At 39.6% G+C, this 17,185-nt stretch carries 17 protein-coding genes and 1 tRNA gene; 3 read left to right on the forward strand and 15 right to left on the reverse strand.

Annotation, left to right across the window (positions count from 1 at the left end; translation table 11 throughout):
* Position 1 precedes the first annotated feature (1 nt).
* The 15 genes from TZ96_RS09290 to TZ96_RS09360 form a co-directional block, all read right to left on the reverse strand.
* Complete coding sequence (locus tag TZ96_RS09290; protein ID WP_045763833.1) at positions 2–994, reverse strand: ABC transporter ATP-binding protein; 993 nt, start codon at positions 992–994, stop codon at positions 2–4.
* A gap of 381 nt (positions 995–1,375) precedes the next feature.
* Positions 1,376–1,783: a hypothetical protein gene (locus TZ96_RS09295; RefSeq protein ID WP_045763834.1), complete on the reverse strand. Its 408-nt coding sequence runs from the start codon at positions 1,781–1,783 to the stop codon at positions 1,376–1,378.
* A 53-nt stretch (positions 1,784–1,836) separates the two neighbouring features.
* A complete protein-coding gene (locus TZ96_RS09300) occupies positions 1,837–2,235 on the reverse strand; it encodes a hypothetical protein (RefSeq protein ID WP_045763835.1) in 399 nt (132 codons plus the stop codon).
* 37 nt (positions 2,236–2,272) lie between these two features.
* The gene (locus TZ96_RS09305) at positions 2,273–2,620 is read right to left on the reverse strand and encodes a hypothetical protein (protein ID WP_045763836.1); all 348 of its coding nucleotides are present in this window, start codon (positions 2,618–2,620) and stop codon (positions 2,273–2,275) included.
* A gap of 219 nt (positions 2,621–2,839) precedes the next feature.
* Positions 2,840–3,208 carry an inorganic diphosphatase gene (locus tag TZ96_RS09310; RefSeq protein WP_045763869.1) on the reverse strand — a complete coding sequence of 123 codons (369 nt, stop codon included), beginning with the start codon at positions 3,206–3,208 and terminating at the stop codon, positions 2,840–2,842.
* Positions 3,209–3,295: 87 nt separating this feature from the next.
* Complete coding sequence (locus TZ96_RS09315) at positions 3,296–4,177, reverse strand: class II fructose-bisphosphate aldolase (protein WP_001019005.1); 882 nt, start codon at positions 4,175–4,177, stop codon at positions 3,296–3,298.
* A 144-nt stretch (positions 4,178–4,321) separates the two neighbouring features.
* A complete protein-coding gene (vncS, locus tag TZ96_RS09320) occupies positions 4,322–5,644 on the reverse strand; it encodes a sensor histidine kinase VncS (RefSeq protein WP_045763837.1) in 1,323 nt (440 codons plus the stop codon).
* On the reverse strand, positions 5,641–6,297 hold the full coding sequence (gene vncR / locus TZ96_RS09325) for a response regulator transcription factor VncR (RefSeq protein WP_045763838.1): 657 nt from the start codon (positions 6,295–6,297) through the stop codon (positions 5,641–5,643). The genes vncS and vncR overlap by 4 nt, the downstream gene beginning before the upstream one ends.
* A 70-nt stretch (positions 6,298–6,367) precedes the next feature.
* Complete coding sequence (gene vex3 / locus TZ96_RS09330; protein WP_045763839.1) at positions 6,368–7,747, reverse strand: ABC transporter permease subunit Vex3; 1,380 nt, start codon at positions 7,745–7,747, stop codon at positions 6,368–6,370.
* 47 nt (positions 7,748–7,794) lie between these two features.
* Complete coding sequence (gene vex2, locus TZ96_RS09335; protein ID WP_004252438.1) at positions 7,795–8,442, reverse strand: ABC transporter ATP-binding subunit Vex2; 648 nt, start codon at positions 8,440–8,442, stop codon at positions 7,795–7,797.
* Between the two features lie 13 nt (positions 8,443–8,455).
* Positions 8,456–9,733: an ABC transporter permease gene (locus tag TZ96_RS09340; protein ID WP_045763840.1), complete on the reverse strand. Its 1,278-nt coding sequence runs from the start codon at positions 9,731–9,733 to the stop codon at positions 8,456–8,458.
* Between the two features lie 133 nt (positions 9,734–9,866).
* A tRNA-Leu gene (locus tag TZ96_RS09345) sits at positions 9,867–9,952 on the reverse strand.
* Positions 9,953–10,033: 81 nt separating this feature from the next.
* Complete coding sequence (locus TZ96_RS09350; RefSeq protein WP_045763841.1) at positions 10,034–10,609, reverse strand: cysteine hydrolase family protein; 576 nt, start codon at positions 10,607–10,609, stop codon at positions 10,034–10,036.
* A complete protein-coding gene (gene codY / locus TZ96_RS09355; protein WP_045763842.1) occupies positions 10,609–11,397 on the reverse strand; it encodes a GTP-sensing pleiotropic transcriptional regulator CodY in 789 nt (262 codons plus the stop codon). Before codY ends, TZ96_RS09350 begins: the two co-directional genes overlap by 1 nt.
* A gap of 272 nt (positions 11,398–11,669) precedes the next feature.
* A complete protein-coding gene (locus TZ96_RS09360; RefSeq protein WP_045763843.1) occupies positions 11,670–13,247 on the reverse strand; it encodes a DEAD/DEAH box helicase in 1,578 nt (525 codons plus the stop codon).
* Between the two features lie 339 nt (positions 13,248–13,586).
* Between TZ96_RS09360 and TZ96_RS09365 the strand changes: the two genes are divergently transcribed.
* The 3 genes from TZ96_RS09365 (at position 13,587) to gatD (ending at position 17,124) form a co-directional block, all read left to right on the forward strand.
* The gene (locus TZ96_RS09365) at positions 13,587–14,903 is read left to right on the forward strand and encodes an FAD-containing oxidoreductase (RefSeq protein WP_045763844.1); all 1,317 of its coding nucleotides are present in this window, start codon (positions 13,587–13,589) and stop codon (positions 14,901–14,903) included.
* A 95-nt stretch (positions 14,904–14,998) separates the two neighbouring features.
* Positions 14,999–16,342 (forward strand): lipid II isoglutaminyl synthase subunit MurT, encoded by a 1,344-nt coding sequence (murT, locus tag TZ96_RS09370; protein WP_045763845.1) that lies wholly within the window; start codon positions 14,999–15,001, stop codon positions 16,340–16,342.
* Positions 16,342–17,124, forward strand: a complete 783-nt coding sequence (gatD, locus tag TZ96_RS09375) for a lipid II isoglutaminyl synthase subunit GatD (RefSeq protein ID WP_045763846.1) — start codon at positions 16,342–16,344, stop codon at positions 17,122–17,124. Before murT ends, gatD begins: the two co-directional genes overlap by 1 nt.
* The last annotated feature ends 61 nt before the right edge of the window (positions 17,125–17,185 follow it).

A 17,185-nucleotide genomic window follows, 5' to 3' on the forward strand; every position in this document is an offset into this window, starting at 1 on the left:
CTTAGAGCTCCTTTCGATAGAAGCGACGGATAATATCTTCAATATCCGTATCTACCATCTTCAAATCACGGACTTCAAAATCAGACAAGGTTTGCTTGATAATATCGGCCGACTGGTAGCGGGAACTATCGAATTCAATGTTGAGACTATTTCCTTGTCTATCAATTGTCATATCCGAAAAGCCTTCATAGTGAGAAACGATATGACTTTGATCTGGTAGCAGTTCAAAGGAGAGAGTTTTCATCTTTCCAAAGGTCTCCTTGAGCTGGCTAACCGTTCCATCAAAAATCTCTTGCCCCTTGTCAATCATAAAAATCCGATCACAGAGTTGCTCAATATCGCTCAGGTCGTGAGTGGTCAAGAGAATGGTTGTTTCTTCCTCTTGATTGATCTGAGTAATGGCTCGACGAATGTTATCCTTGACCGAAACGTCCAAGCCAATGGTCGGCTCATCTAAAAAGAGAACCTTGGGATTGTGAAGCAAGGAAGCCGCAATATCCGCCCGCATCCGTTGACCCAGTGAAAGAGTCCGCACAGGATCCTTGATAAATTCCTTCAAATCCAAAACTTCATTCAAAAAGTCCATACGCTTATGGAAGAGCGAGTCTGGCACATCATAAATCTCTTTTAAAACCGTGTAGGTCTCTTGCAGGGCCAGATCCCACCATAGCTGGGTGCGTTGTCCGAAAACGACTCCAATATCCTTGACATAATCTTGGCGATTGTCCTGCGGAATCTTGCCATTAATCCGACAATAGCCAGATGTCGGCTTTAAAATCCCTGTCAGCATTTTGATAGTTGTCGACTTCCCAGCACCATTTGCCCCGATAAATCCTAAAATCTGCCCTTTTGGAACTTCAAAAGTCAAATCCTTGACCGCTTCAAAGGTCTGCTTTTCAGGATGAATAAAGGAGCGCAAGGCTCCCTTCAAGCCCGGTTCCTTAACAGCCTTCACAAAATTTTTCTGAAGATGTTCCACTTCTATCATTGCCATATCTATCTCCCTATCGTAAGAAACAACATTGTATTTTTGACTACAAATATTCTAAATCCTTACTTTCTACACCTTCTCAATATTATTACAGAAGGATTTATACCAACCTATTATAGTCCAATAAAAAAAGGAATGCAAGCGTTTGCTTATGGATTATGAATTTAGAGATTTCTCTCTTATAATAATGCTTTTGAAACAGAAATTCTGGTTTAATAGTTTCCTTAAGACACACAAAAACCTGCCTTCTTTTTCAACATAAGGAAAGAAAGCCCTAATAACACCCTATTATAGTGCAAATGTCTACGGAAAATAAGTGTTAATTTATATCGAAGATTTTTATCCCTAAGAAAAGATAAAAAGGTGATGCTGCATCACCTCCCTCTACCAAGTTAAGTCTTCAATCATGCTTCTTACTTGTGAATCAAGGGTCTTATCCTTCTTCAGTTCTCCAACTAAAGTCTGAATCTGCCGGACTAGATTTGGATCATTGTCATTATAGCATCGATGAAGCATCCAGATGTTATGCACAGTTGGACTTTTTAGAACTGACTCCATCAATAATTCCTCATAGCCTTGATGATAAAATCTCTCTACAAAGTGAACCAACTCACCTGGAGCTCCAAAATCTACTTCTGGATGCTTGGAAATAAAGTCTAAAATGGGGGCAACCAAATCAAAGGGTTGATCATAAAGCTCCATAGCATCCATAATCTCATCTGCCAACTCAAATTCTTGGTCTTCAGTAATTGCATCATGCAAAGCAACTAACATATCATCTTTAGTAAGCATCTGATTCTCCTTTTCAACTTTTCCATATCATTATTCGTTTTCGAACTTCTTCTTCACTCATCAAACCTTGTTCGTAAGTAGTTTTCAAACTCCTTTTGGGATAAATCACTAGGAAGTTCAAACACATACTCATATCCTTCATCACAAAAGGAAGCTTTCTCTTCAGGTGGAAACCATTTCCAAAGCCAGATGATATAGGAGGCATAATCTTGTAACCTGTTCGTTGAATCAAAGTAATCAATCACAAAAACATTTTTCTTGCTACTCAAAGAACTTTCCAAGGTAAGCTGAGGACTTTGATAATCCCAAGAAAGCGAATAAGCTTTTTCAGGATTCGTCCTTTCTCTGATCAAAATACCTGGGAATTTTTCTCTCAAAGCAGTACAAAAGGCTTGTAAATCTAGGAATATGGGGTCTTTACTCTCAATAAAGACAAAATCAGCAGTACTCATCAGTCTCTCTCCTTCTTTTTAAAACTGAAAACAGACCTTAACCATCAATGGCAAAATTCTCCAGACTCTCAAATGCCTGACCCTGATAGTCAAAAGAAAAGATATGAATATCATCAAAAGTTTGATCGCAGAAAGTAACGGTTTGTCTTTCTGGCTCGATGATGGGTTTACCCAACTTTTCAGTAGCTTCTTCATTTGTCAAATACCCGTAAAATTCTTGTAAATGAGGCAGTATAAATGCAAGAATACGGTAAAGATTTTTATGGTAATTGGCTGCAAGCAACTGAGCTTCCATCTCAAAATTTCCACTTGGTTTTTCTTCCCAAGCTACAAGAACATCATCTACTTCATGGACGTAGGCTTGCAAGGACTGATCGAATATCATGGCTATCTTTCCTTTCAAAAGTACTGTAACGTTCTCACACCTAAACACCGAAAAACCTATGTTCGCTAGCAATCCAATGCCAACAAGTTTTTCAAATGAACCTAGTGTAGCTAAAACTGCAATTAAAGAGTCATCAATATATGCTCCGGAGGTTTCATGAATTCCAAACAACTTTGCAAATCAGTTAGAATTTCTGCCGTAAGAAAAGATTTTTCATTCTTATTTATAACCTCCCTTACTTGAATCATTATTCTCCTCCACCATTTCAATCCAAGAATCAAAATACTGCTCCATAAAATAGGTCTGCTCTGCTATCAAATCTTTATTAACCTTCTCATCCAAGGGCGCTAAAACCCACTTGTCTTCTATATCATCACGACGTCGAATGATAGCAACCAACTTTCCAGTAAAGACTTCCAGAGGCTGTTGCTGATCATGGGAAACAATATAAACATCTTGCTCTTCGCCATCTCCCCCCATCAGTTCAGGTATGTAGCCATAGTTAATCGGATAGACATTCCCAAAAGAATCTTCAAACCCCACCGGCCGATCAATGACACCACTAAATATTCTCTCTTTGAATTTCATCTTTTCATTGCCTCCGTATGACATTTTTCCTAGATTCATTATACAAGAAAAATCCCGCCGCAGCGAGATTTTCTATCTATAGCCTAATTAAGCTTTACCTTCTGAACCGAATACGTCGATACGTTCTTCAACTGAAGCTTGGATAGCTTTTACACCGTCAGCCAAGAATTTACGTGGGTCGAAGAGTTTTTTCTTGTCGTATTCTGCTTCGTTTGCTTCGTAGTCACGAGCAAATTTACGTGTTGCGTTAGCGAATGCGATTTGGCATTCAGTGTTAACGTTAACTTTAGCAACACCAAGTTTGATAGCTGCTTGGATTTGGTCATCAGGAATACCTGAACCACCGTGCAATACGATTGGGAATCCTGGTACAGCTTCAGTCAATTTTTGCAAGTGATCAAGGTGAAGACCTTTCCAGTTTGCTGGGTAAGGACCGTGGATGTTACCAATACCAGCTGCCAAGAAGTCGATACCAGTTGCAACCATTGCTTTAGCATCTTCGATTGGAGCCAATTCACCATCACCGATGATTCCGTCTTCTTCACCACCGATAGTTCCAACTTCAGCTTCTACTGATACACCATTTGCGTGAGCAAATTCTACAACTTTACGAGCTTTTTCAAGGTTTTCTTCAACTGGAAGGTGTGAACCGTCAAACATAACTGAAGTATAACCAACTTGAATACACTCAAGTGCATCTTCGTAGTGACCGTGGTCAAGGTGGATAGCTACTGGTACAGTGATACCCATTGATTCAACAAGGTTAGCGATCAAGTTGCGAGCAACTTTGTAACCACCCATGTATTTAGCAGCACCCATTGAAGTTTGGATCAAAACTGGAGCTTTTTTAGCTTCTGCTGCGCGCAAGATAGCTTGAGTCCACTCAAGGTTGTTTGTGTTAAATCCACCAACTGCATAACCGTTGTCACGAGCTGCTTGGACAAATTTTTCTGCTGAAACGATTGCCATTTTATCAGGCCTCCTGTATATTTTTATGGGACATCCCATTTACATTGTTCATTTTATCACTTTTTAGCAAAAAAAGCTAGTTTTTCCCATACTTTAGATTGAATTTCTTCTATTTTCAGATATGTAAACCTTTTCCCACTTGGTCTAATCCTTGTTCTGAGGCAGGTTCATGTAAAATACCAAGTGGTCGTTATATCTTTCGAAACGATAGTCGATTTCTTCATTTTCTAATAAACTTTTAACTACGAAGAGTCCCAAGCCAGCTCCCTTACTTTGTCGACTAGAAGCCGTAAAGGATTGTTCAAATTTATCTTGTTCCTCAAGTGTACAACTGTTCTCAATAAATATCCAGCCATCCTTATCACCGATTTTGAGATAGCCACCTTGGATAGAATGCTTCACCGCATTACTGATCAGATTTGAAAGAATCAGCTTGAGTACTGAAGGATTTAGATAGACTTTCTGGTTATTGACTTGATTCTCTACAGTGATTTCTCTCTCTTTGGCTAACAAATCATAATCCTTCAATAGAATATTTGTCATATCCAGAAGGCTGATTTCCTCCTTTTTATCCCGTAATTCCTGCACGGAGGAAAGGGATAAAATTTGTTGCACATGGTGACTTAAATCATCCACGATCCCCAAAGAAACTCCCAGGTAATAGTCACGGTCTTTGTAGCGCCCAATGTTTGCTTGCATATTTTCCAGAAGGATTTTCAGACTAGCAAGAGGTGTTTTCAGTTCATGGGAGGCTCCTCGCAAAAACTCGACCTTCATCTTTTCTAACTGGAGGATGGCCTCATTTTTCTCATGCAAGTCTGCAATAACGGTCAAGAGATGCTGATAAAGGCTATTGATTTGCTCTTTTAAATCACCAATTTCATCCTTAGAATCCACGCGCAAGCGAACTTCTGCATCCAAATCCATCATCCGTCGAGTCACTCGTTTGATTTCCAAAATAGGAGCAACAATGGTTCTAGCATAGATAAAGGCAATGAGGAGCGAAATGATGAAAGACGCTAATAAAGTATAAGGCAGAAATTGAAGACTGATGTCTTCTGCTTCTTTCTGCAAATCCATAGAAGCTAAAAACTGTAAGGTCATCGTCTGACCATCCTTAGTTTGAACTTCTCTTTCCTCAATAACCAAGGAGGCCGTTTGTCGTTCTTTATCAATGGGAAGATTGTCCTTGACCTCCAACTTATCCTGGGTCATTTCTCCCTTGATGGCTCCCTTAATATCGCTACTTTGAGAATAAAGTTCAAGGACTTCCTGAATAGCTTGACTATCTTTGCCTTGGAGAGACTGGGCAATTTCTGTAGCCTTTTGCCCGATGCTTTCCTGACGGTGACTGAGATAGGTCGGAGGAAAGAGGAAATAGATGGCCAAATGCAAACAAATGACCAAGGTAGAAAATACCGAGAAGGTATAGATAAAAATTTTTTTAAATAAACCTGAACGTCTCATTTTCTCTCCAATTTATAACCAACATTGCGCACGGTCAGAATACAATCTAAATCCAATTTTTTCCGTAGTTCCTTGATATAGACATCGATCACTCTGTCAAAAGGGACCTCATCTGTCACCTTCCATACAGCATCGATAATCTGCGACCGTGTTAAGGCTCGACCTTCATTTTTAACCAGATAGTCTAAAATTTCCAGTTCTTTTGCATTCACTGCGACCTCTTGACCAGCCACTTTGGCGCTATAGCTGTCAAAGTCTACCTCGGTGTCTCTATAGGTAAAAATACGACCAGTATCATAATAACGTTTAAAGATGGCATCCACTCGTACTTTTAACAAAGATAGAGAAAAAGGCTTTTCCAAATAACCATCTGCTAATGCAGCAAAGGCACTCATCTTATACTCCTCGTCTTGAAAAGCTGTCAACATCAAAACAGGAACTTGACTGGTCTTGCGGATTTCTGATAAGACCTCTAAACCATTGAGTTTAGGCATTTGAATATCTAAAAGAACCAGGGCAACTTGGTGATTTGAAAATTGTTCCAGAGCTTCTTGACCATCTGCTGCCTGAATGGTTTCATAGCCACAATCCGCCAAGTAATCACTAATTCCCTCACGGATCATGTCTTCATCTTCTACAATTAGAATTTTCATATAAATCCTTTTCTATCAAAAATGCTACCTATATTATATCTCATTTGAAAGAGAATAGGTAGCACGATTCTTATTCACTGTCTATCAAAAGTTCTTTTGGTTGCTTAAAGAGAAGATTACTTGAAGCAAGTGCCATAACAAGTACTACTAGAACCAATCCAAAAACAAAAACGATAGCAAAGTCTGATGGTTGAATGGAAATATCAAGACTAGAAAGTGTTTTGCTAAAGCCGTCAACTTCTGCACCACCACCAAGATTAGAGGCTTGTGCAGCCTTACTTGCCTGCTTAGCCACATCTGATGTGACATTGGCTAGTACTGTATTTCCAATAGCACGAGCTGTATAGTTAGCTAAGAAGTAAGCTGAAATTAGTGCTGGAATTGCAATCATAACTGCTTCTGTGATAAATTGTCCTAGAATACTTGCTTGTTTTAGACCAATTGAAAGGAGAATTCCAACTTCTTTACGACGGGCGTTAATCCATAGTGTCAGTAAGAGAGCCAGTAGAAGAACAGAGAAGCTCAAGCTCCCCCAGAAGAGAAGATTAGCCATCTTGTACATGCCTGAAATAGATTGTTCAAGGGCAGGATAGTTAGATGAACTCTTAATCAAGCTATACATCTTCCAGTTGATACCGTTGATAGACCCTAATTCTTGCATGACAGTATCTAGATTCTTATCTCCAGCCACAAAGAAGGTAGCATCGCCATAGATAGCTGTATCTTCAGTATAACCATAGAGCTGAGCAGCTGTGTGAATATCTGTGATAGCTGTATTCTCATAAAGTTCTTGTGAGTAGGTCACAGCAGATTTGTTATGTCCATCAAAGAGTCCTTTGATCGTTACTTCTACTGTTTCCTTGGCTCCTTTTTCATTATCGGCATCGTAGATATTGGAATTGAGTGTGACCTTGTCTCCCACCTTCCAACCGTGTTTAGCAGCCAAGTCTTTGTGCATGAGAATCTGGTATTTGTCATCGTTTGTTAAATGTTCTCCTTCGACCAGTTTGTAAGATCCTGACACAAACTTGTCTTCTTTAGAAGAGTCATTTACTCCTGTTATCATCAAGCTACTTCCAAAACGTTGAGCTCGATCTGGAGTTAGATTTTTTTTGGTTTCAGGCGTTTCAATCAGTTCATAGCCTGTTAAATCACCGATAGCATTGATCCGTTTGATGTAGGATTCGATGGCCTTATTCTCGGTAATTTTTTTGATATCCTCACCCTTGATATTTCCTGCACCACGTGGAGTTCCTTGGTTAACCCTGCGGTTAATTTGCATGGAGAAACTATTGGTGATATTTTTAAAGGTTTCTTGAGAAGCCTTGGCTGTAGCTCCCTTGATAGACAAGCCGACCAAACTCAAGCTAGCCATCAAGAGAATGATAAGAAAGATCACAATAGACTTAAAAAATTTTCTTGTGACGTAGGCAAATGCGTTGTGTAACATAAGATTCCTTTCTAGATTTACTTCAGTTTTTAATATGTTTAAAAGTTTTAGTTACTATTTTTTCTTGTTTCAGTCAGTTTCTTATCCTTCAATTCAAGTGTAATATCTGACGCCTGTGCTACTTCCTTGCTGTGGGTCACAACGATTACACACTTGCCTGTTTTCTCAGCGAGAGATTTGAGCAGGTCAATTATATCTCCAGCAGTCTTAGGATCCAAGTTTCCTGTTGGTTCATCCGCTAAAATCACTGGCGCCTCAGATACAAGACTACGAGCAATGGCAACACGTTGTTGCTGCCCTCCTGATAATTGGAGAACATTCCGCTTGATTTGACTTTCATCTAAACCAAGTTCAAGAAGGGTATCCTTGCTAGCTTTTTTATTAACCAAGCGGATATTTTCCAATGGAGAAAGATAATCAATCAAGTTATAGTTTTGGAAAACCAGCGAGATATGGTGCATTCGGTGATAAGAATATCCTTGTTCACGAATATCCTTGCCTTCGAATAGGATAGCACCTTCGACTGGGCTATCAAGTCCTGCTAATAGAGATAAGAGTGTGGATTTCCCAGCTCCTGATTCTCCGATAATACTATAAAACTTACCAGGTTCAAAATCGTAATTGATTTTATATAATACAGCTTCTGCAGTGTTTTTGTAACGATAAGTAAGATCTTGTAATTGTAGTAAAGTCATGATTTCTCCTTTATTAACTGATGGATGATAAAATTTCTTTCGGTGATTTTCTAAATAAAAATAGGAAACAAAGTGCAACTGACAAGCAGCTGATGATAATTAGGAAAATATAAGATTCTCCAAATGATAAAAGACTTGTTGAAAGATTCGTTGCTTTTGCCAGAGTATCTTGTAGTGCAGCTTGGTCGCTGCTTGCTAGTACAGTCTTCAAGAGATAGGAAGTAATGACATTTCCAGCCACAAATGCAGGCAGAATAGCTGCCAATGAAACCAGGATGACTTCTAGGCAGAATTGGCTAAAGATTGCAATTTTTCCTTTCCCTAGAGCCAATAAAATACCAACCTCGTAGACTCTCTCGCGTAACCAGAGGGACAATACCAAGACCAGCGCTCCTACACCTGCAATCATCATGCCATAGAGGAAAATTTGGAGGAAAGTTTGGAAGGTCGAAACCGAATCCTTGATTTGTTCAAAGGCCTTATTTTCCTTTTCAACTTGATAACCTTTCGTTTCCAGAGATAACTTTTCAACCTCTTGAATGATACTATCCATATCTTTTGGATTTTCTAGATAGAAACGAGCGGCAGTAACTTGAGCTTCCTTATTTTCAAGAAGAGTTTGGCTACTTTCGTAGTCTGTATAGACCGTATTTTCACTAAAATCTGAGCTAAGACCAGTGAATTTTTCTTGCTTCTGACCTGAGAAAATACCTACGATTTCATAGTCTAGCCTTTGTCCACTATTTCCTTCTACTGGAACAGGATTTAAGCTAATCTTATCTCCTACTTTTAAGTTGTTTTTCTTGGCTAAATCTTCGTGGATTAAGATTTTTTTACGATCCCCTTTTTGGATATGCCTTCCTTCTTTAAGGGTAAAGGCGGAACTTGTAAAAGAAACATCCTTGGAAGAATCTTCCAAAGCAATCAAACTGATAAGATTTTTTTCAGCCTCTGTCAAATCATCCCTTTGGATACTTTGTTCTCCAGTAACGACTTCTTTGTCAGTTAACTTAGCTATTGTTTCTAGCTCAGGTGAAATCTTCTCAAGACCCTTTATCTTTTTAAGGTCATCTAGTTGAGACAGTTGAAAAGTCTGATCTGCTTCTATTTTTTTAATAGAAAAAGATGTATTCAGTGAGCGATAGAGATTATTTTCTACCGTTTTGTTGGACTTCATGAGCGTCAAACAAGCCGATATTCCTGCCAATAAAACAAATAGAATCAAGAATAATATGAGACTTCTCAGCCTTTTTTTGCTGACGTAAGCCCATGCTCTTTGAATGGAATTCATATAGCACCTCCATATTTGTAAAACCATTATAATATTCAAATATGAAATGTTTATGAAATCACAAAAAAAGAGCAAAATCTTTGCCCTTGTTTATATAAAAATAAAGAGCTAGCTGAAGCTAACTCTTTTCCTATGCGGAGAGAGGGACTTGAACCCTCACGACCTAAAGCGGTCACAGGATCCTTAGTCCTGCGCGTCTGCCAATTCCGCCATCCCCGCGTCGATTACTTTACTAGTATATCAACTTTCACAAACTTTGTCAACACTTTTTTCAGATTTTTTTCATTTTTTTTGAATACATTATTCTTTGATTTCAACTAGATTTTCATCAAGGAGTTTCGCTCCTAATGTATTCTTAAAATGTCCAAGTGCAAACTGGTGATTTTCAGGCCAGATTGATGCAACTGCTGGCTTAACAACTTCTATCTGATACCCAAGATTATAGGCATCGATAGCCGTATGCAATACACAGATATCTGTAAGAACACCTGTTAAGATGACTGTATCCACGCGACGCTCTCTCAGACGGATATCCAAATCTGTGCCAGAAAAAGCCGAATAGTGACGCTTGTCCATCCAGAAAACACGACTATCGCCAGCATATTCCTGATAGAACTCGGCTAACTTACCATATAGATTACGCCCGCTGGTCCCAATCAGATTATGAGGGGGAAATAGTTTACTTTCTGGATGAAAGACATCATTTTCCTCATGAGCATCAATGGTAAAGAAAATATAATCTCCACGGTCAAATGCTAATCTAGTCACCTGATTGATCGCTTCTGATATAGCTTGAGCAGGAGCTCCAGCTGTCAATTTTCCATAATCCGCTACAAAATCTTCTGTATAGTCAATTGAAATTAAAGCCTTAGCCATTAATAGTCCCTCTTTTTCACTTCTTCAAAGATATCTGGGATCAAGACCTTAAGATAAGTTCCCTTCATCCCCAGTGAACGACTTTCAATAATCCCTGCTGATTCGAGCTTCCGAAGAGCATTGACAATCACTGAACGAGTAATACCGATGCGATCTGCGATAACTGAAGCTGTCAATTGTCCTTCTTTGCCATTTAGTTCTGCTAAAATCGCAGAGACTGCACGCAATTCAGAATATGAAAGTGTATTGACCGCCATAGTCACTGCTGTGCGACGGCGGATATTTTTCTCATCTTCTTCACGTTGGAAGTTCAAAAGCTGAATACCAACCACCGTGCTGGCAATCTCAACAAGGATCAAATCCTCATCTTCGAATTTTTTATCATTTCGCCAAATAATCAAAGAACCCAATCGAATCCCAGAAACGTGGATTGGAGCAATAGTTGTCAAACCTTCTGAGAAATCTGCACGACTCTCAACTGGAAAGATGCTTAATTCGTGATCTACAGTCAGATTTGCTTCTGTATCGTAAATCATGTTTGCACCTTGAATATAGTCCTCAGGAAAAATTTTTGATTGGAAAAATTGCTCTACACGATCATTATTAGTCTTGTAGCGCATAAAATATCCCAAAAGACGTCCCTTACTATTTAGGATACAAGCGTTGCAATCAATAATATCCGCTAATTGGCGTGTGATGGCATTATATGGAAGATCATCTTGTAATTTCTCCTCCGCACGCTTCAGGATAGACGTAATTTTTCTCGTTTTTTCTAATAAATGTGCCATTTTTCACCTCGTATTTAATCGCTTCCATTATATCATAAATTGATCATTATTTCAATAATTATCTGAAAATTGTTTATTGAATTGCAATTCATGACTGTTCGAAAATTTTTACTAGTTTTTTCTAATTTTCTTGTTGACAGGTTCCTAAATTTTTGATAATATAATATTACAAGATATCAAATATATAAATCTATTTTCTCGTATTAATCTTTTATTAACTCTCGGTCTCCTTATATATAAAAGCGATCCACCTCAGTGAACCGCTTTTTTTATTATTTATCACCCTTGTTACGGATTACAAAACCAGTTTTCTTCTCACTTGAAGTATTACGTGGTTTTTTATTATCCTTACGGTAACGTTTTTCCTTCTCAAAGCGGTCGTTTTTGCGACTGCCTTTTTTGAAGTCATCTCGACGTTCACCGCGACGATTGTCGCGACGGCGATCACGATCTCGACGATCCTCACCACGACGTCCTCCCTTACCTTTACCACCGAAACCATTACCTGATGGTTTAAATGGCAGTGGTTTCTCACGCGCAATTTCAACTTCTGGAAGACTATCTGGATCCTGAACTGTCAAACTTAGAATGTACATTGCCAATTCTTCTGGGCTGAATTCAGCTGCCAATTTACGGGCATCTTTTGCGAATTTGTCAAAGTTTCCACGAACAGTCTCATCGGCAAAGTCACGTTCAATTTTCTTCAATGCAACATGCTTTTTAGCTTGGAAGGCTTCTTCTGCTGTCGCAGGTTTCAAGCCCTTCATGCGTTTCTTGGTCAAGTTTTCGATGATTTGGAGGTAGCCCATCTCATTTGGTGCTACGAAAGTAATCGATTGACCTGACTTACCAGCACGACCTGTACGACCAATACGGTGAACATAGCTTTCAGGATCTTGTGGGATGTCATAGTTGTAGACATGCGTTACACCAGAGATATCCAAACCACGAGCCGCAACGTCTGTTGCTACAAGGACATCAAGGTTACCGTTTTTGAAGTCACGAAGGACGCGAAGGCGTTTGTTTTGGTCCAAATCTCCATGAATCCCTTCTGCACGGAAACCACGGATTTTCAGACCGCGAGTCAACTCATCCACACGGCGTTTGGTACGTCCAAATACGATTGCCAGTTCTGGTTGCTCTACGTCCATGAGACGAGTCATGGTGTCGAATTTTTCTTGTTCTTTGACACGGATATAGTACTGGTCAACCAATTCTGTTGTTAACTCTTTAGCCGCAATCTTCACATGCTCAGGTTCTTTCATAAACTGAACCCCGATACGTTTGATAGCTTCAGGCATAGTTGCTGAAAAGAGCAAGGTTTGACGATTTTCTGGGACACGAGAGATGATGGCTTCAATATCCTCAAGGAAGCCCATGTTAAGCATTTCGTCCGCTTCATCAAGAATAAGAGTTTCAATATCTTGCAATTTCAAAGCCTTGCGTTTAATCAAGTCTAGGAGACGACCAGGCGTTCCAACTACGATATGAGCTCCTGATTTAAGAGCCTTGATTTGTTTTTCAATACTTGAACCACCATAAACAGAACGGACTTTCACACCCTTGCTACGACCAAAGCGGAAGAGTTCTTCCTGACTTTGAACAGCTAGTTCACGAGTTGGGGCGATGACCAAAGCTTGAATGGTTGCTTCTTCTGTACGGATTTTTTCAAGTGTTGGTAAGCCAAAGGCTGCAGTTTTTCCTGTACCTGTTTGAGCTTGTCCGATGACATCTTTTCCTTCAAGGGCCAAGGGAATGGTTTGCTCTTGGATAGGACTTGCTTCTACAAATCCTGCTTTTTCAATTTCTGCTAATAAATCAGCAGAAAGATTAAATTCATTAAATTTCACGTTATTCTTCTTTCTAAAGATGGTGCGAAGCCATCCTATAGCGCTTAGTTTATACTTTTCTTGTCATGACGTACTTTCATATCTTTTATGAAAGACCGTGTTGCTTCTTTTCCACTAAAGAAAAGTACTGCTTTTTTGCAACTTATCTAGTATAACACAAGAGAGGGTCAAAAGATAGTCTAACCTCCTGATTAAATCATGTAAACGATTTTTCTATCGATTTGCTTCACTCAAAAAGTATTTGTTAGAGCATTCGGTTCCTGAAATGATTTTCCGTAGCAGATTTGTGCAAAAGTTTTTTTCTTGTGCTAGAATGAAAATCGAACAGGAGGAATAAAAATGTTAACATACGATTTAATTGTAATAGGATTTGGTAAGGCAGGTAAGACGCTTGCTGGAAAACTAGCTTCAGCTGGTAAAAAAGTTGCCCTTATCGAACGTAGTAAGGCGATGTACGGCGGTACTTGTATCAATATCGGTTGTATCCCAACTAAAACCTTGTTAGTTGCTGCTGAAAAAGACTTGTCATTTGATCAAGTCATGGCTACTAAAAACACGGTTACTACACGCCTTAATGGTAAAAACTATGCTACTGTCGCAGGTACAGGCGTAGATATCTTTGATGCTGAAGCTCACTTTGTTTCTAATAAAGTCATCGAAATCCAAGCTGGTGACGAAAAACAAGAACTGACTGCTGAAACTATCGTCATCAACACTGGTGCTGTTTCAAACGTATTGCCAATTCCAGGACTTGCTACAAGCAAGAATGTCTTTGACTCAACAGGCATCCAAAGCTTAGACAAATTACCTGAAAAACTTGGTGTCCTTGGTGGCGGAAACATCGGCCTTGAATTTGCCGGTCTCTACAACAAACTTGGAAGCAAGGTTACAGTCCTAGATGCCTTGGATACATTCCTACCTCGTGCAGAATCTTCTATCGCTGCTCTTGCTAAACAGTACATGGAAGAAGACGGAATCGAATTGCTTCAAAACATCCGTACTACTGAAATCAAAAATGATGGCGACCAAGTCCTTGTCGTAACTGAAAACGAAACTTATCGTTTCGATGCCCTTCTCTACGCAACTGGACGTAAACCAAAGGTTGAACCTCTTCATCTCGAAAACACAGATATTGAACTAACTGAACGCGGCGCTATTAAAGTCGACAAACACTGTCAAACAAACGTTCCTGGTGTCTTTGCTGTTGGAGATGTCAACGGTGGCCTTCAGTTTACCTACATTTCATTAGATGACTTCCGTGTTGTTTATAGCTACCTCGCTGGTGATGGCAGCTACACACTCGAAGATCGTCTCAATGTACCAAATACTCTTTTTATCACACCTGCACTTTCACAAGTTGGTTTGACTGAAAGTCAAGCAGCTGATTTGAAACTTCCATATGCTGTTAAGGAAATCCCTGTTGCAGCAATGCCTCGTGGTCATGTAAATGGTGACCTTCGTGGTGCCTTCAAAGCTGTTGTCAATACTGAAACAAAAGAAATTCTTGGCGCAACTATCTTCTCTGAAGGTTCACAAGAAATCATCAACATCATTACTGTTGCTATGGACAACAAGATTCCATACACTTACTTCACAAAACAAATCTTCACTCACCCAACCTTGGCTGAGAACTTAAATGACTTGTTTGCGATTTAATAGATTTAATAATAGAAAGCAGCCCTCCTTGGGCTGTTTTTCTTTTTCTAAAATCTCAAATCTGTCTTTTTCAGCATTTATGATATAATAGAAACATGAAATTAAAAACTACTTTGGGCCTTCTTGCTGGGCGTTCTTCTCATTTTATCTTGAGTCGTCTTGGACGTGGAAGTACGCTCCCTGGAAAACTTGCCCTTCAATTTGATAAAGATATTTTACAACATTTAGCGAAGAACTATGAGATTGTTGTAGTAACTGGTACCAATGGGAAAACCTTGACAACCGCTCTCACTGTCGGTATCCTAAAGGAAATTTATGGTCAAGTTTTAACTAATCCAAGTGGTGCCAACATGATCACAGGGATTACAACGACTTTCTTGACTGCAAAATCTTCAAAAACTGGCAAGAACATCGCTGTCCTTGAAATCGACGAAGCTAGTCTCTCACGTATCTGTGACTACATCCAGCCTAGTCTTTTCGTTATCACCAATATCTTCCGCGACCAGATGGATCGCTACGGTGAGATTTATACGACCTACAACATGATTTTGGATGCTATTCGAAAAGTTCCTACTGCTACTGTTCTGCTGAACGGTGATAGTCCACTTTTCTACAAGCCTGCAATTCCAAATCCTGTTCAGTATTTTGGTTTTGATTTGGAAAAAGGTCCAGCAAAACTTGCTCACTACAATACTGAAGGTATTCTCTGTCCAGACTGTCAAAGTATTTTGAAATATGAGCTCAACACTTATGCCAATTTGGGAGCTTATATTTGTGAAAATTGTGGATGTAAAAGACCTGACTTGGACTACCGTCTAACAGAATTGGTTGAGTTGACCAACAATCGTTCTCGCTTTGTTATTGACGGACAGGAATACGGTATCCAAATCGGTGGACTTTATAATATCTACAATGCTCTCGCAGCAGTCGCTATCGCCCGTTACCTTGGAGCTGATTCTCAACTGATTAAGCAAGGATTTGATAAGAGTCGAGCTGTTTTTGGACGACAAGAAACCTTCCAAATCGGTGACAAGGAATGCACACTGGTTCTCATCAAGAATCCTGTCGGTGCTACACAAGCTATTGAAATGATTAAACTAGCTCCCTATCCATTTAGTCTTTCTGTTCTCCTCAATGCCAACTATGCGGACGGGATTGATACCAGCTGGATTTGGGATGCTGACTTTGAGCAAATTACTGATATAGACATTCCTGAAATCAATGCGGGTGGAGTTCGTCATTCTGAAATTGCTCGTCGTCTACGTGTTACTGGCTATCCAGCTGACAAGATCACTGAAACAAGTAGCCTGGAACAAGTTCTCAAAACAATCGAAGCTCAAGACTGCAAGCATGCCTATATCCTTGCGACTTATACGGCTATGTTAGAATTCCGAGAATTACTAGCCAATCGTCAGATTGTTAGAAAGGAGATGAACTAATGGTTTATACTTCACTTTCCTCAAAAGACGGCAATTATCCTTACCAACTAAATATCGCCCACCTCTATGGGAATCTCATGAACACCTACGGAGATAATGGGAATATCCTCATGCTCAAGTACGTCGCTGAAAAGCTTGGGGCCCATGTGACAGTTGACATCGTTTCACTTCATGATGATTTCGATGAAAATCACTACGACATCGCCTTTTTCGGTGGCGGTCAGGACTTTGAACAGAGCATCATTGCTGGTGATTTGCCAGATAAAAAAGAGAGCATTGACAACTTTATCCAAAATGATGGGGTTGTTCTTGCTATCTGTGGTGGCTTCCAACTATTGGGTCAATACTATATCGAAGCTTCAGGCAAACGCATCGAAGGTTTGGGTGTCATGGGACATTACACACTCAACCAAACCAATAACCGCTTTATCGGTGACATTAAAATTCATAACGAAGAATTTGATGAAACCTATTATGGTTTTGAAAACCACCAAGGTCGTACCTTCCTCTCAGATGACCAAAAGCCACTCGGGCAGGTTGTTTACGGAAATGGAAACAACGAAGAAAAGGTCGGTGAAGGTGTTCACTATAAAAATGTTTTCGGTTCTTATTTCCACGGGCCTATTTTATCCCGTAATGCAAACTTAGCCTATCGCTTGGTCACAACTGCACTTAAGAAAAAGTATGGTCAGGACATCGTCCTTCCAGCTTATAAGGATATTCTGAGCCAAGAAGTCGCTGAAGAATACAGCGATGTGAAAAGCAAGGCAGAATTTAACTAAACTTCCATTTCCAACATGCTAATAGCTGTTGGAATTTTTTTAGGCTCTTTTCCCCTTCTCC

This window comes from Streptococcus infantis, assembly GCF_000963255.1.
GTDB lineage: Bacteria > Bacillota > Bacilli > Lactobacillales > Streptococcaceae > Streptococcus > Streptococcus nidrosiense.